Source organism: Paenibacillus sp. FSL H8-0315 (genome assembly GCF_038005365.1).
In the GTDB taxonomy this organism is placed as follows: Bacteria; Bacillota; Bacilli; order Paenibacillales; family Paenibacillaceae; genus Paenibacillus_AQ; species Paenibacillus_AQ odorifer.
Genome location: NZ_JBBOTA010000001.1, coordinates 1,296,396 through 1,319,968, shown reverse-complemented (window position 1 = coordinate 1,319,968; position 23,573 = coordinate 1,296,396). Strand labels below are relative to the sequence as shown.

Genomic DNA, 23,573 nt, shown 5'->3' with positions numbered 1-23,573 from the left:
AATAATCGGATAAGGTTCTTTAGAAGCTCTCATTATTTTTTTGCTCTTAATACCCATTAAATACATAAGTATAGTTTAGTTTAAATTTATCGGAAGGGTGAATGGTGTGTCGGAGGAAACACTGGTTATCGAACATTTGAATAAAGTATTCGCCGCGCCTGCAGGTGATGTTATCGCATTAAGCAATATTCAGCTGAAGGTGAAAAAAGGCGAGTTGATTACGATTATAGGTCCCAGCGGCTGCGGAAAAAGTACCTTGCTAAAAATTGTGGCAGGATTGGATACGAGCTATAGCGGCACGGTTCTACTGAATGGCAAACAGATCGACGGACCAAGTATTGAGAAGGGATTTATTTTTCAAGAACCAAGACTTTTTCCGTGGTTGACGGTGGAGCATAATATTGCAGCAAATTTATCGCTTAAAAATCCAGAGGTTCGCAAAAAAGTAGATGAATTGATTGAACTTGTACGATTAAAGGGTTTTGAGAAATCCTATCCACGTGAGCTGTCAGGCGGGATGGCCCAACGAGTATCTATTGCTAGGGCGTTGCTCCGTAATCCGGATGTATTATTGCTCGATGAACCTTTTGGCGCACTAGACGCTTTTACTAGATCACATCTGCAAGAGGTACTTCTTGATATTTGGCAGAGCAATAAGACGACTATGTTATTTGTGACTCATGATCTGGATGAAGCTGTATTCCTGGGTGAGCGGGTAGTCATTATGAATCCCCGACCTGGGCATATTCGCAATATTCTTCCCATCGATTTACCGTTTCCGCGAAAAAGATCCAGTACTTCTTTCCAAGAATTACGTCGACTGGTGCTGAGTGAGTTTGAGAAGGTTGAAGAACCGGCAATCGATGTTGGTGCTGGTATCTAGATAAAGAGAGTCCATTTTTTATAAAAAGGGGAGAAATGATCCATGAAATTATTTCGTAATTCACTACTTGTTATGCTTGTTTTGACTGTATTTGCAACGGGTTGTGCATCGAATGAAAAGAGTGCGGGAAAGAACGACGCCAACAAATATGAAGGTGTGACCATTAAGATTGGCGTGCAGGGCAGTGGTGGGATGTTTGGTAAGGCCCGTGAGGAAAAATGGTATGAGCAAGAATTTGATAAGCTGGGCGTAAAAGTAGAATGGACGGAATTTCAAAGTGGGCCCCCAATGACAGAGGCGATCGCTTCTAATAAGTTGGACATAGCGACTCTTGGTAACATGCCGGTGATTGCAGCCCAAGCTGCGGGCATTCCTATCAAGATTATCTCACAAGTATTAGAAGGTACGAATAACGTTGCTCTTCTTGTACCTGGTAGTAGTACTGCTCAGAAACTGGAGGATCTGAAAGGCAAGAAGATAGCTGTTACAAAAGGCAGCAATGCTTACAACTTTCTATATCGCGGTATTGAGGAATCAGGTCTTAAAGAAGCAGATTTTGAGATTATCCAGCTACAGCCTGATGAAGCACAACCTGCATTTGAAACCGGTGGCGTTGATGCATGGGCTACATGGGATCCGTATATTACTCTAAACGCATTGACCGGTAAAGGGAAGGTTTTGACGGATGGTGAGCAATTGGGTGTCTTATCTCCTTCTTTTGTGATCTCCCGTTCAGCGTTCGCAGAGAAATATCCAGAACTAGTTACGCTTTATTTAAAAGTAACCAACAAAGCTATAGCTTGGGAGACAGATAATCGCGCTGAAGCGACTGAAAGATATGCAGCTGAGCGGAACATTCCGGCAGCGGTAATCGAAGGTACGTTTGAACGTTCCCAGATGATCAACATTCCAATTAGTGATGCTGTTGTTGAAGAATTGCAGAAGACAGCCGATTTTCAATTTGATATTAAGAACATCCGTAAAGAGATTGAAGTTTCTAAAATAACAGACAATCAATATATTGAAGCAGCACTGAAGGAACCTTTGAAGTAACGGATGAAACCACAGATGTAGAAAAGAGGTTGTTTACATGCAATTCAGTGCTGAAAAAGCTGTGATCTCGCCACTAATTCATAAGAAGAATCCAGTAAAGAAGCGCGGACTTTCCATCCAAACGACGAATATATTGCTTGGACTTATCTTACCAATTGCTTTACTCCTGATTTGGGAGATAGCCGGAGCGATGGGAAAGTTAAATCCTATATTGCTGCCAAGGCCAAGTGAAATATGGCGGGAACTGGTTAGCTTGACCGCGTCCGGTGAGCTGGCGAAACATTTAGGCATATCCGCTTGGCGGGCACTGCTTGGTTTCTTAATTGGGGGAGGGCTTGGCTTAGCGGCTGGTTTGTGGGTAGGCTTTTCATACAAAACAGAACGTTTGCTGGATCCGTCGCTGCAAATGCTGCGCACGCTGCCCCATTTAGCAATCGCTCCACTATTTATTTTGTGGTTCGGATTCGGTGAAACCTCAAAAATATTGTTGATTGCCAAAGGTTCATTTTTCCCATTATACGTGAACACATTTCTAGGAATCCGTTCGGTGGACAACAAGTTGTTTGATGTTGGGAGAGTACTGCAATTCAGTAAATGGCAGATGATGAGTAAGTTAATTATTCCAGCCTCACTGCCCAACATCTTTTTAGGTATCCGTTTGTCTGTGGGCATAGCTTGGCTTGGACTTGTCGTAGCGGAGATGATGGGCTCTAGCTCAGGTGTTGGCTATCTAATCAATGACGCGCGATCGTTTTCTTTGACCACAGTGGTATTTGTTGGGATCATCGTGTTTGCTGTAGTAGGTAAACTGTCAGATTCATTAGTGAAGCTGTTGGAATCGAGATTGCTAAGATGGCAGGACAGTTATAGAGGAGATAAAGGATCATGAGCAATCACCTATCCAGTAATAAAATAGAGCGTCACGACGATGGTTTAAGCTGGATTCCAAAAAAACTGCATGGTTGGATTGTACCTCTAGCTCTAGTGGTGATTTGGGAAGTGGCAGCTGCGCTCCATCTAGTCTCTGCGACGACATTGCCTGCTCCATCTACGATTATTGCGCAGTTCTTTTCTTTAATAGCTAGCGGTGAGCTGTTTCGACATCTGGGGATTAGCGCCTATCGGGCAGGGCTTGGCTTTTTATTGGGATCTGCTACTGGACTGCTGCTTGGCTTATCTACAGGACTTGGGAAGTTGGTAGAGCGTACACTGGATCCATCTTTACAGATGCTTCGAACGATTCCATTACTTGCCCTTATTCCGTTATTCATTTTGTGGTTTGGTGTAGGTGAATTTTCTAAAATACTAATGATTTCATTAGGTGCTTTTTTTCCAGTTTATCTGAACACTTTCCTAGGAATTCGTAATGTTGATATCAAGCTTGTTGAAGTATCCCGTATTTTCCAATATACAAGATGGCAGCTGCTTAGCAAAATGATTATTCCGGCTGCAATGCCTAATATTCTACTTGGTATTCGCTTATCACTTGGTGCATCGTGGCTTGTACTCGTCGTAGCGGAGATGATGGGAACAAGTGCGGGGATAGGCTATATGATTCAGGATGCCAGAGCTTATTCGCAAACAGATATAGTATTCGTTGGAATTTCAATCTTTGCAGTGATAGGAAAACTTTCGGATTCCGCAATTCGATTGCTGGAGAGAAGATGGCTGCATTGGCGTGATACATTCAAAGGTTAACGAACTCTAGAATTCGAAAGGCAGGGTCATTATGGGAACCAGAAAAGATCAGCTACATTTAGGTGTATTTATTTATTATTCAGGACATCATCATTATGGCTGGCGTCATCCGGAATCGGGAGCGGATAAGATCTTCAATTATAAATTTTATCGCGAATTGGCAAAAACCGCCGAGCGTGGGAAGTTCGATATGATGTTTTTGGCGGATTTGTTGTATGTGATGGGTGCGGATCAAGCAGCTTCGGGTATGCTGGACCCATTGACGCTGTTGTCAGCCCTTTCGACAGAAACAGAAAAACTCGGATTAACGGCTACCGTATCGACCACGTATAACGAACCTTATAATGTGGCTCGCAAATTTGCTTCTTTAGATCATATTAGTGAAGGCCGAGCGGGTTGGAATATTGTTACCTCCCAGCTTGATGTGGAAGCTTATAACTATGGGAAGCCGGAGCATCCAGAGCACGGACTTCGGTATAAAATGGCACGTGAATTTGTTGAGGTGGCAACGCTTCTCTGGGACAGCTGGGAGGATGACTCTTTAATCGTCAACCGCGAAGAGGGACAATTTGCTGACGCGAAGAAGATCAAAGAAGTGGAATACAAAGGGGAGTGGTATTCTACAAAAGGAACCCTCAATGTTCCTCGCTCACCTCAAGGGTATCCTGTACTTATTCAAGCCGGATCTTCTGGTCCAGGACAAGATTTTGCAGCTAGTTTTGGAGAGGTGATCTTTACGGCACAGCAGTCGCTTGAAGCGGCTAAGGCCTTCTATGAAAGCGTCAATTCCAAATTAGCAGATTATGGCCGTGAACGTGGTAGCTTAAAAATTATGCCGGGCTTGTCTCCGATCATTGGAGCGACCGAAGAGGAAGCCCAAAGTAAATATAAAGAACTGCAGGAGTTGATTCCTCCTGCCGCTGTTGTTGGTATGTTGTCTGGCATGTTGAGGTTTGACCTGTCCGAATACCCAGTAGATGGACAGCTGCCTGAGATTCCTGATCCAGTAGAAGCATCAAATGGAATGAAAAGCCGGGTTCAGCTGATTATGGATATGGCTCGTAAGGACAAATTATCGATATTAGAATTAGGCCGCCGTTTGCTTGGTGCACGAGGACATATGCAGTTTGTTGGAACCTATGAACAATTGGCAGATTTAATGCAATTGTGGTTCGAAGAGTACGGCTGCGATGGATTTAATATTATGCCACCAGTACTGCCGGGCAACTTGGATGAATTCGTGGATCATGTTGTGCCCATCTTGCAAGCACGCGGCTTGTTCCGCACTGAGTATACGGGGAGTACCCTTCGTGAACATCTAGGATTGGAGCGTCCGGATATTCGTCATTTCCAGAATCGTAGAGTGGCTGAAGTAGGGGCTGGTAAATAAGGTGATCATCGGAGTGGCTTTATTCAGATTGTAACGAGTTGGCTATTGGGGTATCACTATAGTGAGCAAAATGCAAAGAAGCGATTCTTCGATAAATGAGGAATCGCTTCTTTTTTATCGCATTGTGAGAGCGTTCTTGTCTAATAAACAGCAAAGTCTTGGAGAGTTTGTATTCTTAGATCAAAAGGATGATAATTGGTAAATACGCAGGAATAATTACTTTACATAACTTTATACCAAAAAGCGAGGCGTAAGGAAATGAATGCAGCAGAGTTTCAACAGTATGTTAAGGAGTTCAGTGAAATCAAAGGGTTTGATACCAGCACCATTGAGCAGAGAATGCTGTACTTAATGACTGAGGTTGGGGAGTTGTCCAAAGAGGTTTTGTCGGTATCTTTTCATCCAGATGCGGAGCGGAAAGAAAACTTGGGATACGAGATGTACGATGTGGTGTGGAATATTTTTGATCTGGCCAATAAACTTGGTATTGATCTGGAGCAGGCGTTTAAACGTAAGCTGGAGATTAATGAACAGAGGACTTGGGAGTAGGGTGTATCTATTGAATACTTTTAAAAAAATCCAAGGACCTCCCTCGAGGGAAGCCTTGGATTTTTTTCACCCTAAACTTTATTTAAATGAAGCATAACCTTCATCAGCCATTACAACACTACCGTTAATTGCACTAGCTTCTGGTAAGGAGAGCAAGTATACAGTGTCTGCAACTTGTTCAGGTAATGTTAGTTTGTTACCCATTACTTTGCTCTTCATTTGGTCAACCATTCCTTGATCTTTATATCCTTGGATAATTGGCGTATCTACAGCGCCTGGAGCAACGGCAAGCACGCGGATGCCATGAACCGAAAGTTCAAGTGCTGCGGATTTAGTCATCATAATGACCGCACCTTTGGAAGCGTGATATGCGAATGTACCTGGGGAAGCTAGGAATCCAAATACAGAAGCTGTATTGATGATCACACCTTTGATGCCGAGCTCACGCATTTTTTTACCAGCAGCGATAATCCCATGGGCTACACCATGCTGATTGACATTAATGACACTGTGATAATCCTTAAGGTCTTGGTCTAGTACAGGAGTGACGCGGCCGATTCCGGCATTGTTGAACATAACGTCAATTCTTCCATAAGTATCTACAGTTTTTTGAACCAGCGCTTCGACATCTTCATATTTGGAAACATCTGTTTTGACGAAAATTGCTTCGCCACCATCTTTAATAATTTGTGCTACCGTTTCTTCACCTAATTGTTGATTGAAATCGGCAACGACAACTTGATCACCTTTACTTGCAAATTTAATGGCGGTTTGTTTCCCGATTCCACTGGCTCCACCTGTTATTACGGCTACTCTTTTGTCTGTCATTTGAGTTTCCTCCTCAAGAAATATAGTTATACTAGAAATGAAAGTTGATATAGTAAAAATGGTTACTTACTAACTTATTTACATTGTAACACTTGTCTAAATTAATTAAAATTTAAGTAAATTTAATAGTTATTAAGTAAAGATTAACTTAAGGGGTGATTCAAATGAATTTGGAGCAATGCGAGAATATTGTAGAAGTCGCAAAGATTGGTTCTTTAACCAAAGCAGCTCAGAATCGTCATATCACTCTATCCGCAATGAGTCAGTCCATTACCATGCTGGAGGCTGAGCTGGGAGTTACTTTGTTCATCCGTTCGCGCGGGCAAAAGGCGGTTCCCACAGCAGAAGGAAATGCCATTATTAGCAAAGCAAATGAAGTCCTGATGAAAGTAAATGAATTAAAAGAAGAAGCACAGATTTACAGCGATACGTTAAGTGGTCATTTGAAAATTGCTACGATACCTGGACCCATGCATCTGATGGTGAAGGTAATCTCCAGTTTTAAGGCAGATTTTCCAAATGTGAAAATAGAGATTTTTGAAAAAGGACCCAAAGAAATTCTGGATAATGTACTTCAGGATGAAATGGACATTGGACTTATGGTCTCACCGGAGGGAATGCCTGACACATATAAGGGGGTTAAGTTTGAAAGGTTAATGGAAGGAAAGATTGTAGTGGGTGTACATCCACACTCACCGCTAGCCCTGAATTCAATCCTTACACCGGATCAGTTAGTGGGGCAGACGTTGGTTTTATACGATGATCCTTACATTAAGGACTATGTAGAGCGATATTTATCTGGCTATGGGCCGATCAATTTGCTTTTTGTAAGTAACAACACACGGGCGATTGAGAATGCAGTTGCAGAAGGACTGGCCATCACAATTGGTCTGGATTATTCGTTTCTTAAAATATCAGAGATTACTTCTGCCTTCATGAAAACCATCGAGTTACGATCACCAGATACCCGTGCGAAATATTCAGGAGCTATTGTCTCTGCTTCAAAACAGACCTCCCAGACCGCCCGAAGATTTATCAACAGGCTAAAGCATGAATTTGATGAAATGATTAGACGAAGTTAACAGTATGCCTTGGTAAATTTTATCTAACCTTTACGCTTCCTAGTTAATATTAACCCTATGATGTTGTCCAAGCTCAGATCGATATTAGGACAGCCAAGTGGGGAGGATGTCAACACAGTGAGAAGGTATCTAAGGCAAATTAATGTTGTTGTTATCTTTGTTTTGTTGATTTCGTTGTTACAACCGGGGGCAATTGTTCGCGCTTCCATCTCTGATTTACCAGCAACAGACTACGGAACCGTTATTGATGTTCGCCAAACAGAGCTTGCACCTGGGGCGATGTATACCTGGATGGATCTCCAGAATGAACGTGGTTTACAAAAGATACATGCAGTGGAGTTCAACCCGCAACAAGGAAATTTGGAGCTGCGGGCAGGTAAGAAGGATGGAAAGGTATACGGTATGAAGGGCATTACAGAAATGGCCACGTATGCGGATTCACCTGGAAACCGAGTGATCGCAGGGATTAACGGTGATTTTTATGAAATCTCCGGTTTTGCTACGGGTGTTCCTAATGGGTTATTTATGGATGAGGGTGTAATCCTGAACAGTTCGATTTCAGCTTTTACTTTCGGTTTAAAAGAAGATGGCAGCTCGATTTATGGGGTGCCGAAGCTGACCAAAAACGTAACGATTAATGGAAAAACAACCAATCTGACCAGCATCAACCGATACCGAAATACAAATGAGCTGGTTCTTTATACGGAAGATTATAATACAACTACAAAGTCAACCAATGAGGGTGACGAGGTTGTTCTAGATATTGTCGAGGGAGAAGTGAAAAGCGGCCAGACCTTGAAGCTGAAGGTATCTGAAATCCGCAACAATCAAGGCAATACGCCGCTTTCCCAAGGAAAAGTGGTTTTATCTGCCCAGGGTACGTCCCGTGCTGTTCTGCAAGGGTTATCTGTTGGCGATAACGTTACTGCCAGCTTTGCGCTCAGCGGAGAATGGAATGATGTGAAGGTAGCTATTGGCGGCGAGGGGCCGCTGGTAAAAGACGGAGTAGTTCAACAAGGTGTAGGGCCTTTAGGCATTCATCCGCGGACAGCCATTGGGACAAAAGCGGATGGAAGTCTCGTTTTATTCGAAGTGGATGGAAGATCGCCAGGTTTTAGTGAGGGCGTAGATACCGATGAGCTTGGCAACATTCTGAAGGATATGGGCGTAGTGAACGCCATGAATCTGGATGGTGGCGGTTCTTCTACTTTTGTGGCCAGAATGCCGGGTACATCTGGTGTCCGAATGATGAATCAGGGCTCAGATGGTTACGAGCGTAAAACCGGTAACGGTTTATTGCTTGTCAATACAGCCCCTGAGCAACCTTCGGCTTCTAAGCTGGTTGTGCAGCCGAATACGGAACGTATTTTGCAAGGCTCCAGCTTTATATTCAAAGCGGCAGGAGTGGACGAGAACGGCCATCCGGCGCCTTATTCGGGTACGCTGAATTGGCAGGTGGACGCTAACCTTGGTACTGTTGATGCGAACGGAGTCTTCACCGGAGGAATCACTGCCGGCACAGGAAATGTAATTGTAGAGGCTGGGGCAGTCAAAGGCAGTGTTGAAATTGAGGTTGTAGATAAGCTTACAGAGCTTAGGTTTCCTGATGAGATCAAAACTTATTCTTCAGGTGCTGCTGCACAATTAACTGTGAAGGCGCTACGTAATGGACAAGTGATTCAAGCTGACAACCCTAGCTTCGAATGGCGGGTTGAGGGCGAGATCGGAACCGTGGACGAGAAGGGTCTGTTTCAGGCGACGAGTGAGAACGGGAAAAACGGAAAGATTTATGCTAAATACAGGGACGTTGAGACCTCTTTTGAAGTAAATGTGGGGTTACCGCCTGTAATGCTGGAGGATTTTGAGAATGGCATTGATAAATATATAGCCTCTAGTGCAGCAGCTAACAGCGTGGCGATTCAGGAAGTGTCGGATCTGGATTTTGTCCGCAACGGGGACAAAGCCTTGAAGCTGGAATATGATTTTGTTAATAAAACAGGCACATCCGGTGCTTATTTAGCCGCAAGCTCAACCGCCAATCGGATTCAGATTCCGGGGTATCCTGAAAAGATCAGTATGTGGATCTACGGAGATGGCAAAAAGCACTGGCTGCGGGGACAGATTCGGGATGGCAATAATGCGGCAGTGCCAGTGGATTTTACTGATCAGGTAAATGGTGTGAACTGGACGGGGTGGAAATACGTCGAAGTATCCGTTCCTAAGGGGAAAACCACCCCGTTAACGATGGATATGCCTGTCCGCTATATGGAGACAAGCAATCTTAATAAGAGTGCGGGAGCTATTTACGTTGATGATATTCGTGCCATTTATGGCCCGCTAGAGGAGGACAGAATACCTCCTATTCTTAAAGATGCATATCCCGGCGTGAACGAAATTGTCAAAACAGCTACACCGACCCTTTCCGTCAATGGTGAGGATGATGGTTATGATCCAGTGGTGCATCCGGGAACGACCTTAATCGATCCTGACAAAACACGAGTATATGTGGACGATCAATTAGTGGAGCATGGCTTTTATCCTCCAAAAGGTCAGATCACTTATAAACCAAAGGTTCCACTGACAGAAGGCCGTCATAAAGTAAAAGTTGCCATTCGCGATTTGAGCGGTAACCAGACGATAAAAGAATGGTATTTTACAGTAAATTTGGGCTCTCCGTTCTATGTGTACAAAACACCAGAAGTAGTATATGCCGGCAACACTTACACTTTGGACGTAACGGCAGAGAAAGCGAACAAGCTGAAGGAAGGACATCTTACGTTTGCTTTTAATCCGGCTGCAGTTAAAGATTTGCAGGTAATTCGGGGGAATAAGGTATCAGAAACGCAAGTGGAGTCCATCATTGATCCGGTATTGGGCACTGTGCGTCTTAACTTAACGAATATCAATTCCTCCAATCTGGGAGATACGGATCTCATCGGGCAAATTCAATATACAGTTCGAAATGATTTTGTGGGTCTCTACACTCAGGAGCAGTTGGCTGGAGATATTAGCAAAGCTTTTGTAATTGAAAATACATCCGGATCGGTAACTTCTACAGAGGGTACTGGGGTTCCTATTTCTTTTATTGGAGCAGCTGTTGAATCTGTTGTGAAGACACAGTTGATGCTCACTTGGAACCATTATGATCTTGCGAAGGGCTTTGATGCATCTTTTGCGGTAAAAGATCTGAATGGAAGTGTCGTTGAAGGAGCAAAGCTGCTGTTCGATGGAGTGGAGGTACAAGGTGTTGCTTCAGGGGCAAGTGGAACACTAACTACTGACTTTGTCACTTCAGCAGAAGGAACTTTTAAATTGCAGGCGGTAAAAGGAAATACCTATAGTCCTGTAATGACGTTCAAGGTTGCTCCATATGACGCTACTGCAGCTCCGCGTAATGTTAATGTTACGATGGGCCAAGATGCAGCAACTTCTCGCCAGTTTACTTGGCAGACAGAACCGTTGACCATGGATACTGTAGTAGAACTTGTGAAAAAAGCGGAGTTTACAAGCTTTCAAGCTGCGAATGTAATAAAAATTACCGGGCGCAGTTCAATTTACAACACCAACAATGACGGAACGATGCGAGTTCATAAAGCGGAGGCCACTGCGCTTACCCCCGGAACGGAATATGTATATCGTGTGGGTGATGGCGAGTCAAATGTAAGTGAGCAAGGAGCTTTTGTTACAAGTGGTGGTGAGGACACTTCTACAAAATTCCTGTTTATCGGAGATTCCCAAGCAGATTCTAAGGTTGGTTTTGGTCTTTGGGGAGATACGATTGAAGCGGCTTACGCGTATATGCCGGATGCGGAAATGCTGGTTCATGCTGGAGATATGGTGGATAAGGGCTTTGAACAAGAGCAGTGGAACTGGTGGTTTGATGCAGCTCAAAAGCAGCTGATGAATACCACACTTGTTCCGATTATCGGGAACCATGAAGTGATGGGAACCAATGGAGATGGGGATTATCTGGCGCAATTCAATAACCCGCAAAACGGTGCGGCGAGCGTAAAAGGTACGAATTATTCTTTTGATATTAAGGATACGCACTTTGTGGTTATGAATACAGAGCATTCAGGTAGTCCGTTCACTGAACAGGCCGAGTGGTTGGATCAGGATCTTTCCGCTACAGATAAAAAGTGGAAGGTGATTTTTTTCCATCAAGGACCGTACGGCAGCATCTATTCGAATGAGCAGGTACAAGCGAAGTGGGTTCCGGTCTTTGATAAGCACAACGTAGATTTGGTCATGAACGGTCATGATCATATCTATTTGCGAACTTTTCCGATGAAGGAGGGTAAACAGGTTGCAGAAGGCGAAGGCACTCGGTATGTTATCGGCGGTTCCTCGGGTCCTAAGTTCTATGCGCTGACACCACGTTTTTGGCAGGAAAAAATATATGACGAAGATGAGCAAATCTATACGGCTGTTGAGATTGAGAAGAACGAGATTACGGTTACCGCAAGAACAGTAGACGGGGTTGAGATTGACCGTTTAGTAATCGGCAAATTGGTTCCGGAATCCATTACGCTGGATCAAACTGCTGTAGAGCTTGAGCTTGGGGCTAGCCTACAATTGCAAGCTAAGGTGGGGCCGGATGAGGCTAATCATCTGACAAAGCTTTGGACCATCGTTCCTGATACGGCAGAATCAGTTGTTACTGTAAATGAAAATGGCTTGGTTACTGCATTGAAGCCAGGGACAGCTAAGATAAGAGTCACAGTGGCAGGTTACCCGAATATTTTTGCTGAAAGTACGATAACTGTAGATGCGCTGCAAGCAATTAAGCTTCAGGGAAAGAGACAGCTTAAACCGGAAGAAGCCGACCAATCTGTAACAGAAGCTGTCTATGCATCTGGTAAACGTACCGCAATATTAGATGGACTTCATTATTCCAGCTTGAATGAGCATATTGCTACGATCAATGAACAGGGTTTAGTTCAGGCTCATCAGGAAGGCTCCACTGTAATTTCAGTAACCTATAGGGAGTTCGCCTCTGAGTATAACCTTGTAGTAACAAATGATGAAGCACCTATTCTTACAGAAATAACAATGGATGGGCCGGATTCGCTGGAACAAGGAAGTAAAGGCTCCGTTGTTGTTCAGGCGGTATACAGTGACGGCAGCAAGCAAGAATTGTTCGAGGGAGTAATCTTTGATACATCTGATCATTCCATTGCAATGATTAGTGAGGCTGGAGAACTTCATGCTCTGAGTGCTGGTACAACAAAAGTCAGCGCTGTTTATAACGGTTTGAGCACTGAATATATTCTGATAGTGACTGAGGGCTCGCCGGGTACGACACCAAGCCCAGAGCCGACACCAACACCAACACCAACACCAACACCAACACCAAGTCCAGAGCCAACATCAACGCCGGGTGCTTGGGTGCCGGGACCTGCGGTGACACCAACGCCAACCGCTACACCAACTCCGTCGGCATCAGCACAAACGGGCGTAGTCACCATAACGGCTTCTCAACTGTCAGAGAGCAAGAATGCTCAAGGTGAAGTTGTGGTTTCTGTTAATGGGGCGGTTACGGAATTACTTTTGCCAGGCAATGCAGCAGAGCTGCTTGGACGCGCACCGCTTAGAGTGGTTATGCAGGATTTATCCGTTACGATTCCTGCTACAGTACTGGCAGAACTAAGTAAGCTAATCTCAGCTGAGGCTCTTGCCAAGAGTACGATTTCGCTACGGCTGAAACCTGTAGCTGATAATACAGCAGTGGATCTGTTGGCTCGTGCAAGTGCACTTGCGGGTGCACAATTGCGGGCGAAAAGTGATCTGCGGGAATGGTCGCTTAGCATATTCACACAAAATGATCAGTCCTTCTCGTTAAGACAGTTTGCAGAGCCGATTATGATTTCATATAAGGTCGGTGCAGATGTAGATCGAAGCTTATTAGGTATTTATTTTATCGAAGACGTGGGTAAATTAGAGTATATGAGCAGTACATGGACGAATGGTTATCTATCTGCTGCCGTCAGTCATTTTAGTAAATACGTTGTTTTAGAAGTTGATAAAACATTCAAAGATTTGAAGTCCGATCACTGGGCTTACCTTGCTGTGAAGCAGCTTGCGGTAAAACAGCTTGTAGAGGGTGTAGCTGCGGACCGATTTGATCCGAACCGTGCGGTTACACGGGCGGAGTTCACAGCGATGTTAGTTCGTGCGCTTGGCTTGAAAGGTCAAGCGGAACCTGGTTTCGCTGATGTACCTGCAGATAAATGGTATGCAGAAGCAGTAGGGTTAGCCAAACAAGCTGGAGTGATTAACGGCCAGACTGCTTCACAGTTTGAACCGGAGGCGAAGATTTCCCGCCAGGAGATGGCTGCAATGCTGGCTCGTGCATATGCTTACGCGAAGAGTAATGTATCTGTAGCTAGCCGTAACATTTCGGCATTCAACGATATTGGTTATGCTCCACAGTGGGCTCAAGAGGCAATCAGCGAAGTGTACAGACTTGGTTTGATGCAAGGACGGGCTGAAGGACAATTTGCACCGAACCAAAACGGAACACGTGCTGAAAGTGCACAGATGATCCTCAACCTGCTGAGTCTTATGGAGTAATGATTGTGGCCAGTCTCAGGTTGATGGGGACTGGCTGTTTTTTTTGATAATTCGATTAGTTGGATATGTGCAGGGTACGCACGCATGTACACAGAGGGGGAAAGCGAATTAAAAGTAAAAACAGGTAGTGAGACACAAAGGATTGGAGAAGGGAAAATGGAGAACGGAAAGTTAAGGCACGCTTGCTGAGGCAGGCTAAGACACGCTCGCTGAGGAACGCTAAAGCTAAAGTACGCCAACAGCGATGCACACTTGGTAAGTTCTGCTCGGACGAGCTACTTTTATCAAGAAAGTTTGTTTTAACAGATAGCCTCGATGGTTTGGGATCGTAACGGACTGTATTGCCGCTATTTTAACTTTTTGGTCCATTTTTCCAAATTTTCGGACTCCATAGCTCTTATTGTCATACTTTTGCCCGGAATCGTAATATATTTTAATGAATAGCTGCATCTGAGTCCGATAGATGAGCAGAATGGCTGAAATCAGCTTAATAAGGTCTCCTCGGTCCGATGAGGTAGAATTGAGTGAGCTAGGTAAGCAAGGTGAGCTAGTTGAGTTAGGTGAGTCAGGTGAGCTAGTTGAGCCAAGTGTGCCAAGTGAGCCAGGTGAGTAAAGTGAGCAGAAAGCGGAAGGTAAGACCAAGAAGATGGATGGGGCTTAAGCAGAAAGTAAAACTGAGGCGAGTAACGAGCATATTCCAAATCCTTACAGACGAGCGCTGAGTCTTTTTCCGGTATTTTGTAAAGATAGGGTTATATTGGGCGTGGAATACTGGGAATTACTCTTCAGAGGCAAGTAAAAACAAGGAATAATTGTTATTAGCCAACACAAATTGTTATGTTGTGTTATGATAGTAGGGAGGTGACTCCCATGAATGATTTTGAGAACTATCCCGATGAGCTGGGTAATTTCATTCGGCACATCAGAAAGACGAGAGGGTTAACCTTAAGAGGACTGGAAGAAAAGAGCGGTATAAGTTACTCACAGCTTAGCAAAATCGAACGTGGAGAGAGCATTCCGCTTAAAGACAATCTGGACAAGATCATTGAAGCGCTTGGAACGGATCTGAAGAATCGGATGTACCATTTGGCAGATTATATGCCAGATATTGAATATATCAAGACCTTGAAGCAAGGATATGAGCTGCCACAGCTCAAACAGTCTCAAGATTACATCTACGAGACAGCCTTTAACAAGCTTAAGGAATTCAGAGCGAAGGAAGGGAAAGAAACATCGTACGTTTCCTTTGATTCGAATGAAGTTATAGTTTACGAAACGGAATATGGGGCAGGAATGGTAATAGAGAAGATTGAGAAATACAATCTGACCGATGTCCTGAACGATAAGTTTGAGGGTAACCTCGACTCCTTAAGAAAGAGCCCCCGTAAAGGGCGTCAAGCCTTTCTATTTGGCGAGTGGCTACGGGAGTGCGTTTATGAACTGAAGGAAGAGGAACAGGATCAGGTCATACAAGCACTTAAAGAATTTACTCAGTTTAAAGTACAACAAATAAAGGGTGCTTATAAATAATGTATGCCTTGTGCTAATGATCTCAAAAATGAATGAATGTTGCCCTTTCTTGCAGCCATCTATTCATCTTGATCCATAAACTAACAACTAAAAATGGTTTGACAGAAAAGGGGATATTAATAATGAAAATTAACATGAAGTTTACCAGCAAGGGCAAAGTCGCTATAGAGAATTTTAATAACGAGGAATTGCTGGAGATCTTCGCACGTTACATCAAGACATTATCCAAAAAGTATGACATCGAAGTTGATGTTCCTCTTGAAGCGAATCAAAACATTGTTGGTGATGGTGCGGTAATCGCAACTGCAAAAAATGTGAAATGTGATGTTGAAACTTTCTTTAAAGAATTGGGCAGAGATATTAAAGTTCCCTTGAAGAAAAGACTAGGCGGCAAATTGGAAAATGTTTTCAAAACAGAAATTACAGAATAGAGCATTATTTTTATCTCAGATTAACCATCATATGTGCATATAAAAAAGGTAGGGCCGCGGAGGCTCTACCTTTTTTATGTTAATGTAGTTGACTTAAGGCGACCTAAGGAGCTTATTGTTGGTTGAAGCTGAAGAAAAATGTGTACCATGCGTCAGTGTGAATTTAATGGGGAAGGGGATGTTATATATTTTCAGAATCTATGAGATTTCTACTTCTCATGATCTCTTTAATAATTTCAATGAAATCCGGTAACGCATGGGCATCAATCGCTAGCTCATAGATTCTTAGTAAATCCTCGTCAGATATAGATTCCAGAGATGAGGGCCGTGGAGAGGGATGAAAATAGTAATTCATTATGATCCTCCATCATTAATTGTTTTTATTATAGGTTTATCTATATGGTATCATTTGGAATAGGATCCGTCTCCTGTCATTCATCCTACGAATTTATCTTTACATTTGAGGATTATTATGGCATAATGTGCGATTTTGAGGAAATTGCTAAAAAGTTTCAGTTTTTAATAAAATAATCCCGGCATGCGTGAACATGCCGGGATTATTAAAAAACTGAATTTTATTCTGACGGTTTTTTCTTTTGTGAAGCAAGATACTTCTTAAGGCGAGGTTCATTGGATTCCGAAACAGTAGTGAACTGCGTACCTTGATTAAAGCATACAATCTTCCGCCCGGGATCATAGCCTTCTATGTTGTTGATATTGACGACATTGCTGCGGTCAAGGCGTTCGAATCCCTTACCCTCATACGCTACGGAAAGATCGGAAAGCGTGGTGGGGAGAATAAATTCGCCTTCTTTCGTATGGACGAATATTGTATTCTTATAATTCGAGAAATACAATATATCTTCCTCTAGAATATCACTAGAGGAACCGTCTTTCTGTAAGACACGCATCGTTTCCCCATCCTTGTTTAATTACTTGCGCAGTTCTTTTGGAATCTCAGGGCTGTGAGCAAATGGTTTCAGAATTGTTGCAAAAACAGTAGCAGAAGTACCTAAAATGTTAGAAGCATAACGAGCTAAGTTTTTTTTCATCTGATTGTCCTCCTTTGTAATGGGATTATGACTGTAAAGGATTGAACTAAAAATGCCAATCCAATGACAGGCGAATGGAGCCGAAAATTTAAAAAAACCAGAATTATGGAAAGTAGCTTTAAACCCAAATACCATTCTTTGGGGATTTGGGCATTAGCATCAGGATTCGGAGCACATAAGATCATTACAAGTAAAGAAAAAAGATTAATCCAAATCAAATGGTTATGTATTAGATAAGTTATATGAGGGATCAGTGAACAGATAAAGATAGATACAATATTGCAGGCTCTTGCGGATTTTAAATGCACACCACCAGATGACATTCTTAGGAGCATGAAGCTGAATAAGGCTAAGAATGTTTCCTTTAGCTGTCCAGTGAGCCCGCCAATGCATAAAGAAGTCATAATAATGAATAAAGTATTCAGAATAATGCTAAGGGCATAATGCATGATTTCAATTGAATGCGATTGCTCTGGATTACTTTTCTTAATGACCTCAACAATTTTAAGTGCTAAATGACTCATAGTTATTTCTGTCCTTTTTGTATGAGAAATATAGATATCCCCATAGTATTACCCCATAGAAAATTGGGATCAAGAAAAAGAAATTAGATTCAATAAAGTAGGTGAATAAAGTAACGACAATTACTGTAGGAAGATTAAGAGCGAATAATATTTTTTCACTAGTTGTTGGTTTGACTTTTACATCGGGTTTATCAGGTACAAAGTCAAATCCAATACGTTTATAGCCCACATACATACCAATGAGAATCGCGGCTAATGCTGATAAAATCTGCATTGTCATTATGTTTTTTGTAATCGGGTCCGAAGTATTTAGAGGCATGGACATTACAGAGTTTAATAGATACACAATACTGGCTTGAATCACCGAGTAAGCTTGATAGGCCATCCCGGTTAATATTGAAGCGTAGAAGGGATGAATCCGGAATAACATCCACATAAAACAAAACATTAGTGCAAATTGTGAGAAAATATCTAATGGAAAAATCCCATAGTTGATCCTAATTGTATAAGAACAAAAGCCCATAATAAAACTAGCAAACACCATCTCTTTATGATATAGATCAATTTTGAAGATTTTGAAAGCCAGAAAAAACATTGCATAAGTCTCTAGTATTGAAAATATCATAAAAAGAATAAAATCTAGCATGCCGACACTCCCGATGACTTCTAGTTTAACTAACCCTATTATTGCAAGTATCGTATAAAATGAGCTAAAATACAACAACTACAGTATAATTTTCCTCCTATTTTTTCAAAAAAATTCAAAATGAGAGGGGTTTAGACATGGATCGACGTCCAGAAAGCAGTGAGTATCTCAAAGAATTATCAAAATATGTCGATTTAGTGCCAGCTGAAGGAGACATCATTACTATTTTTAGAGAGCAGACGGATGAGATTTGCACTTTTATTTCGAATCTTACGGAAGAACAAGGGGACTATCGTTACGCTCCGGAGAAATGGAGTATCAAGGAAATGGTCGGACATCTGGCTGATACCGGAAGAATCATGTCCTACCGTTTATTGTGCATCGCCAGAGGGGATACGACTCCACTGCCGGGTTTTGAAGAGAAAGACTATGTACTTACCGCCAATTTCGAAGCGCACACTTTAAAAGCATTGCTGGCCCACTACAAGCTTGTTCGAGAATCGACATTACTCTTAATGGAAACTCTGCCGGAGGAAGCATGGATCCGGAAGGGAATAGTTAACGAGGCTACTCTTTCTGCGAGAGCTCAGGCCTGCATTATGATTGGACATGACCATCATCATTTGAATATTCTTAAAGAAAGATATTTAGGGTAATATCTTCTTAATCAAAAAAGCATTCCAATAGCCTTTATGGCTTTGGGATGCTTTTTATACACGGCTATAGCGGTGGATTCTTGTGACATTTGCGGCATACCGGATAGTAAGCTTCATTGCCACCAATCTGGATTTGCTTGCCGCTATATACGGGCTTGCCGTTTTCTACTCGTAGAGCCATAGTAGCTTTGCGCTCGCAGAACCAGCAGATCGTCTTCATTTCCTCAATTTTATCAGCGTAGATCAGCATATATTTGCTGCCTTCAAATAACTGATTCTGAAAATCATTTTTAAGTCCGAAGGCCATTACCGGAATGCCCAGCTCATCAACGATACGCACTAGCTGGAGAATACATTCCTTGCTTAGAAATTGACATTCATCAATAAGTACACAGTGTGGTTTAGGTTGGTTACTGCTGACGATATTATAAATATCTGTGTTCTCATCGATGGGGATTGCTTGTTTCCGAAGCCCAATACGAGAAGAAATAAAACCAACCTCGTCCCGGTCGTCTATGGATGGAGTGAAAATGAGCACCGATTTCCCCTGCTCTTCATAATTATGTGCAACCTTGAGTATCTCAATAGATTTACCACTGTTCATTGCTCCGTATTTGAAAAACAATTGTGCCACTTCCATCTATCCTTTCGTAAAAAACATTGATTATATCTTAAAAATGCGACCATATTAGAGTATCATATTCGGATCAGATGTATCCAGTGAAAACATTGCGATTGATTGGATGTGGTATGATAAGAGGTAATAAGAGATGGGAAAGGAAGTAATAAGTGTGACTGAAAGATTAGACGAATATAAGGAACGGTTAGCTCTTTTGCAGCAGAATGGAGATTTATCCAGTGACACTGAAAGCTTGCTGGAAGAAATGATGGCGGATTTGGTGGAATTGAATCGGAGTAATAAAGCACTGCGTCGAGCAATACTGAAAACTGGACAGGCTTCCACGATGTCAACTCGGTTAAGGGATGCACTGTACGAATAGAAAAAGAGGGTATGCGAATGGCTTTGATTTTCTCTTTTCTCAAAAAATATAAGGTAGCTGCAATAGCTGCCCTTGTAATGATGCTCATTGAATTGACGGTAGAATTATCACAGCCTTTGATCATTTCCAAAATCATTGACTTGGGGATCCGAGAAAAAGATACCTCTGTAGTATGGCTGTGGGGCAGTGTATTGATCGGCAGCGCGGTAGTTGCGTTTACAGCCGGGGTACTCAGTTCTTTTTTTGCTGCCCATGCAAGTCAGAGCTTTGCGTTCGATCTTAGGGACAAATTGTACGAAAAGGTACAGTCTTTTACGTATGAAGTATTTAATCGTTTTGCTACTTCGTCACTGATTACCCGTCTGACTGGCGATGTATCACAGCTGCAGGATACTATTTTTATGAGCTTGCGCTTTATGACACGGGTGCCACTTGTTGTGGTAGGCAGTGTGATTATGGCGTTAGTTGTTCATGTGAAGCTGGGATTACTGCTGACGGTGGCGTTACCTTTGTTGATTTTTTTCCTCTACTGGATTATGAGAAAAGCTTCCTTGTTATTTCGTACGGTCCAGCAGCGTTTAGACGGAGTTAATGGCGTGATTCAGGAGAATCTTACGGGTATTCGCTTGATCCGCGTATTTGTGCGTATGGGGTATGAGATTGAACGTTTCACGGTATTTAGCGGGAATTTGATGAGATCAACAGTGTCTGCCTTGCGTTTGACTGAGACGACGATGCCTTTTGTTATGCTTATTGTGAATGCGGCGATTTTGGCGATTTTATGGTTTGGACGGATAGCCATTTCCAATGGGGAGGCTACTTTGGGTCAGACTGTTGCTGTTATTAATTACTCCTTGCGAACAATTGGGGCGTTATCAGCTATCTCTGGTCTTGTTGTAACATTTTCCCGCGCTCGTGCCTCCTCTCAACGTGTTTCAGAAGTTATGGAAGCGGGAGCTGGAGTTCGTGAAGGCGGGACTTTGCAAGGTGAGCCAATTCAGGGCCACGTTAAATTTGAAGGCGTTTGCTTTAAGTATCCTAATAGTGATATCTCTGTCCTGGAGGACATTCATTTTGAAGTAGCTGCTGGTGAGCGAGTAGCGATTATGGGGGCGACCGGATCAGGAAAATCCTCACTCGTGAGTCTGATTCCGCGCTTGTATGAAGAGACAGAGGGCATCATTTGGATTGACGGTGAAAAAAGTGCCGATATCGATATTTCCAGACTGCGGAGATCGATAGGTTATGTGCCTCAGGAATTGCAGCTTTTCAGCGGATCAATTCGCGATAATATTGCATGGGGCAATGAACACGCCACACTGGAACAAATCCAACAAGCAGCGGGAGGTGCACAAATTGACGAGACGGTAAAAGGGTTGCCAGATGGTTATGACACGATGCTTGGTCAACGAGGGGTTAATCTCTCCGGCGGACAAAAGCAGCGGTTAACGATTGCCCGTGCACTTGTTAGAAAACCGGCTATGTTGATCCTTGATGACAGCACCAGTGCCCTTGATGCGGTTACGGAAGGGCTTTTGCTGGAGGCGCTAAAGGATATCTCCTGTACAACCTTTTTGATTACTCAGAAAATCAGTTCAACGGCATCAGCCGATTTGATCCTGTTGCTGGATGAGGGACGATTAATTGGCAAAGGCTCGCATAAGGAGCTTATGGCAAGCTCCGAGCTGTACCGCAAGATTTATGAATCACAGGTAGAGGAGGCGAAGCAGCATGTTCAAAGCATTAATTGAACCTTTTCGTCATCCTAAACCGAATTTTGAACTTGGCGTGGGACGAAGTCTAGGGACAGCATCTGGCGGCAAACCCAAAGCAAAGGCGAAGGATTGGTCAGGGACGCTGATCCGGATCTGGAGTTATCTAGCTGAGCGTAAAGCCAAGCTTATTCTTGTACTGATCATGGTTGTCTTCAGCTCAGCGCTAGCGCTGCTGGGGCCATACATGATTGGCAGAGCGGTGGATAATTATCTGGAAGGTACCGGCGGGCGATCATGGGTTGTTTTTCTGACAAGCCTTGCTTGTGTGTACATTTTTTATTCTCTGACTTCTTGGCTGCAAAACATATGGATGATCGAAATTGCTCAAGAAACTGTATTACGGATGCGTACGGAGCTATTCTCCCATTTACACCGTCTGCCTATTTCCTTTTTTAATCGGAGACAGCAGGGGGAAATTATGAGCCGTCTTACCAATGATATCGAGAACGTCAGCTCTACGTTGAATAGCTCGGCTATTCAGATATTTTCAAGTGTCTTAACCTTGCTAGGAACCGTAGGGGTTATGCTGTGGCTTAGTCCCTTGTTGACGCTGCTCACATTCCTCGTAGTGCCTTTGATGTTGTTAGGCATGCGCTGGATTACACGCCGTACAGGCCCATTATTTAAAGAACGCCAGCGTAATGTAGGGGAGCTTAACGGTTATATTGAGGAGACCTTATCCGGACAACGGATTATCAAGGCTTTTTCACAAGAGGAACGCGTCATCTCTGGTTTTCATGAACGCAACAAGCGAATTATGCTGTCAGGCTACTGGGCGCAGTCCATTTCTGGTTTCATCCCCAAGCTTATGAATGGTCTTAATAATCTCAGCTTCGCCATAGTTGCAGGAATTGGTGGTCTGCTTGCGATCCGTGGGTCGATTACAGTGGGTGTGATCATCGTATTCGTGGAATATACCCGCCAGTTTACTCGTCCGCTTAATGATTTAGCGAATCAGTGGAATACCTTGCTCTCAGCGGTGGCAGGGGCCGAGCGGGTGTTTGAAGTGCTGGACGAAGAGACCGAGGCTAAAGATGAAGGTGCAGCCAAATCACTTGTAACTGTACAGGGTGCGGTGAAGTTTGAAAATGTAGCTTTTTCTTATGATGGAGGTTCTAACACGCTGCAGGATATCAGCTTTGAAGCGAAGCCTGGCGAGATGATCGCTTTAGTTGGACCTACCGGTGCAGGCAAAACAACGCTAATTGGGCTGTTATCCCGTTTCTATGATCCTAATCAGGGGAAAATCACGCTGGATGGCTTAGATATCACTTCGATTCGGCGGGAAAGCTTGAGAAGTCATATGGCCTTTGTATTGCAGGATTCCTTTTTGTTCAAAGGGAGTATCCGCGATAACATCCGATACGGGAGGCTGGATGCGTCCGATGAAGAGGTTGAAGAGGCGGCTAAGCTGGCCAATGCCCATTCTTTTATTATGCGAATGCCCGAAGGTTATGAACGGATGCTCTCGGCGGATGGCAGCGGTATAAGCCAAGGGCAGAAGCAGCTGCTCTCCATTGCGAGAGCGATTCTTGCTAACCCCTCTATGCTTGTGCTTGATGAAGCAACCAGCAGTATTGATACAGTGACCGAGATCAAGATTCAGGAAGGGCTGCAGGCGCTGATGAAAGGGCGAACGAGCTTCGTCATTGCTCATAGACTTGGCACGATACGTGCAGCTGATCGAATTCTTGTGCTTCAGGGCGGCAGATTATTGCAGCAAGGCTCTCATGAAGAGCTGCTGAAGCAAGGCGGACTGTACAGCGAGTTGGTACAGGGGCGGCGGAAAGAGGCGCTTGATAAGGCGGGGATTTAAGAAAAAGGCGAGAATTTTCAGGGAGCGCAGATTGCGTCCATGAAGTTCTCGCCTTTATGTTATTTATGATAGATAACGAGCACCAG

General features: G+C 43.4%; 21 protein-coding genes. 14 read left to right on the top strand and 7 right to left on the bottom strand.

The window, feature by feature from the left end; all coding sequences use genetic code 11:
• The first annotated feature begins 106 nt into the window (after positions 1–106).
• The 6 genes from MHB56_RS05745 to MHB56_RS05720 all read left to right on the top strand — a co-directional run bounded on the left by MHB56_RS05745 (position 107) and on the right by MHB56_RS05720 (position 5,573).
• Positions 107–883 (top strand): ABC transporter ATP-binding protein, encoded by a 777-nt coding sequence (locus tag MHB56_RS05745; RefSeq protein WP_076129471.1) that lies wholly within the window; start codon positions 107–109, stop codon positions 881–883.
• Positions 884–925: 42 nt separating this feature from the next.
• Complete coding sequence (locus MHB56_RS05740) at positions 926–1,936, top strand: aliphatic sulfonate ABC transporter substrate-binding protein (protein ID WP_341143372.1); 1,011 nt, start codon at positions 926–928, stop codon at positions 1,934–1,936.
• A gap of 37 nt (positions 1,937–1,973) precedes the next feature.
• Positions 1,974–2,825, top strand: coding sequence for an ABC transporter permease (locus MHB56_RS05735; RefSeq protein WP_341143371.1), 852 nt, complete (start codon positions 1,974–1,976; stop codon positions 2,823–2,825).
• Positions 2,822–3,634, top strand: a complete 813-nt coding sequence (locus tag MHB56_RS05730) for an ABC transporter permease (protein ID WP_076129474.1) — start codon at positions 2,822–2,824, stop codon at positions 3,632–3,634. Before MHB56_RS05735 ends, MHB56_RS05730 begins: the two co-directional genes overlap by 4 nt.
• A 31-nt stretch (positions 3,635–3,665) precedes the next feature.
• Positions 3,666–5,024, top strand: coding sequence for an LLM class flavin-dependent oxidoreductase (locus tag MHB56_RS05725; RefSeq protein WP_341143370.1), 1,359 nt, complete (start codon positions 3,666–3,668; stop codon positions 5,022–5,024).
• A 258-nt stretch (positions 5,025–5,282) separates the two neighbouring features.
• Positions 5,283–5,573, top strand: coding sequence for a MazG nucleotide pyrophosphohydrolase domain-containing protein (locus tag MHB56_RS05720; RefSeq protein WP_036676004.1), 291 nt, complete (start codon positions 5,283–5,285; stop codon positions 5,571–5,573).
• A gap of 78 nt (positions 5,574–5,651) precedes the next feature.
• Here MHB56_RS05720 and MHB56_RS05715 read toward each other — a convergent pair whose 3' ends face one another.
• Positions 5,652–6,401, bottom strand: a complete 750-nt coding sequence (locus MHB56_RS05715) for an SDR family NAD(P)-dependent oxidoreductase (RefSeq protein ID WP_340392453.1) — start codon at positions 6,399–6,401, stop codon at positions 5,652–5,654.
• Positions 6,402–6,565: 164 nt separating this feature from the next.
• Here MHB56_RS05715 and MHB56_RS05710 point away from each other — a divergent pair, with 164 nt between their 5' ends.
• From MHB56_RS05710 to MHB56_RS05695, 4 genes are all read left to right on the top strand, one after another.
• Positions 6,566–7,483, top strand: coding sequence for a LysR family transcriptional regulator (locus MHB56_RS05710; RefSeq protein WP_341122059.1), 918 nt, complete (start codon positions 6,566–6,568; stop codon positions 7,481–7,483).
• A 117-nt stretch (positions 7,484–7,600) separates the two neighbouring features.
• A complete protein-coding gene (locus MHB56_RS05705) occupies positions 7,601–14,056 on the top strand; it encodes a phosphodiester glycosidase family protein (RefSeq protein ID WP_341143369.1) in 6,456 nt (2,151 codons plus the stop codon).
• 870 nt (positions 14,057–14,926) lie between these two features.
• Positions 14,927–15,586 carry a helix-turn-helix domain-containing protein gene (locus tag MHB56_RS05700; protein WP_036676012.1) on the top strand — a complete coding sequence of 220 codons (660 nt, stop codon included), beginning with the start codon at positions 14,927–14,929 and terminating at the stop codon, positions 15,584–15,586.
• A 122-nt stretch (positions 15,587–15,708) separates the two neighbouring features.
• On the top strand, positions 15,709–16,017 hold the full coding sequence (locus MHB56_RS05695) for a hypothetical protein (protein ID WP_036676014.1): 309 nt from the start codon (positions 15,709–15,711) through the stop codon (positions 16,015–16,017).
• A 181-nt stretch (positions 16,018–16,198) separates the two neighbouring features.
• Here MHB56_RS05695 and sda read toward each other — a convergent pair whose 3' ends face one another.
• The 5 genes from sda to MHB56_RS05680 all read right to left on the bottom strand — a co-directional run bounded on the left by sda (position 16,199) and on the right by MHB56_RS05680 (position 18,239).
• On the bottom strand, positions 16,199–16,372 hold the full coding sequence (gene sda / locus MHB56_RS29825) for a sporulation histidine kinase inhibitor Sda (RefSeq protein WP_081383395.1): 174 nt from the start codon (positions 16,370–16,372) through the stop codon (positions 16,199–16,201).
• 220 nt (positions 16,373–16,592) lie between these two features.
• Positions 16,593–16,928: a LytTR family DNA-binding domain-containing protein gene (locus MHB56_RS05690; RefSeq protein ID WP_036676016.1), complete on the bottom strand. Its 336-nt coding sequence runs from the start codon at positions 16,926–16,928 to the stop codon at positions 16,593–16,595.
• Positions 16,929–16,949: 21 nt separating this feature from the next.
• Complete coding sequence (locus MHB56_RS05685; protein WP_139330034.1) at positions 16,950–17,069, bottom strand: cyclic lactone autoinducer peptide; 120 nt, start codon at positions 17,067–17,069, stop codon at positions 16,950–16,952.
• Positions 17,066–17,593 carry an accessory gene regulator ArgB-like protein gene (locus MHB56_RS29820; RefSeq protein WP_076129481.1) on the bottom strand — a complete coding sequence of 176 codons (528 nt, stop codon included), beginning with the start codon at positions 17,591–17,593 and terminating at the stop codon, positions 17,066–17,068. Before MHB56_RS29820 ends, MHB56_RS05685 begins: the two co-directional genes overlap by 4 nt.
• Positions 17,574–18,239, bottom strand: a complete 666-nt coding sequence (locus MHB56_RS05680) for a hypothetical protein (RefSeq protein WP_139330033.1) — start codon at positions 18,237–18,239, stop codon at positions 17,574–17,576. Before MHB56_RS05680 ends, MHB56_RS29820 begins: the two co-directional genes overlap by 20 nt.
• Before the next feature lie 137 nt (positions 18,240–18,376).
• Here MHB56_RS05680 and MHB56_RS05675 point away from each other — a divergent pair, with 137 nt between their 5' ends.
• The gene (locus MHB56_RS05675; protein ID WP_076302724.1) at positions 18,377–18,895 is read left to right on the top strand and encodes a DinB family protein; all 519 of its coding nucleotides are present in this window, start codon (positions 18,377–18,379) and stop codon (positions 18,893–18,895) included.
• 64 nt (positions 18,896–18,959) lie between these two features.
• On the opposite strand, the gene MHB56_RS05670 is transcribed toward MHB56_RS05675, so the two are convergent.
• Entirely contained in the window at positions 18,960–19,529 is a 570-nt protein-coding gene (locus MHB56_RS05670; RefSeq protein ID WP_036676019.1) for a thymidine kinase, read from the bottom strand.
• Between the two features lie 136 nt (positions 19,530–19,665).
• On the opposite strand from MHB56_RS05670, the gene MHB56_RS05665 reads away from it, so the two are divergent.
• The 3 genes from MHB56_RS05665 to MHB56_RS05655 are packed head-to-tail and all read left to right on the top strand — an operon-like array spanning position 19,666 to position 23,487.
• On the top strand, positions 19,666–19,896 hold the full coding sequence (locus MHB56_RS05665; protein ID WP_036676022.1) for a hypothetical protein: 231 nt from the start codon (positions 19,666–19,668) through the stop codon (positions 19,894–19,896).
• Between the two features lie 17 nt (positions 19,897–19,913).
• Positions 19,914–21,647: an ABC transporter ATP-binding protein gene (locus MHB56_RS05660; RefSeq protein ID WP_339244286.1), complete on the top strand. Its 1,734-nt coding sequence runs from the start codon at positions 19,914–19,916 to the stop codon at positions 21,645–21,647.
• The gene (locus MHB56_RS05655) at positions 21,628–23,487 is read left to right on the top strand and encodes an ABC transporter ATP-binding protein (protein ID WP_341143368.1); all 1,860 of its coding nucleotides are present in this window, start codon (positions 21,628–21,630) and stop codon (positions 23,485–23,487) included. The genes MHB56_RS05660 and MHB56_RS05655 overlap by 20 nt, the downstream gene beginning before the upstream one ends.
• Positions 23,488–23,573: the final 86 nt, after the last annotated feature.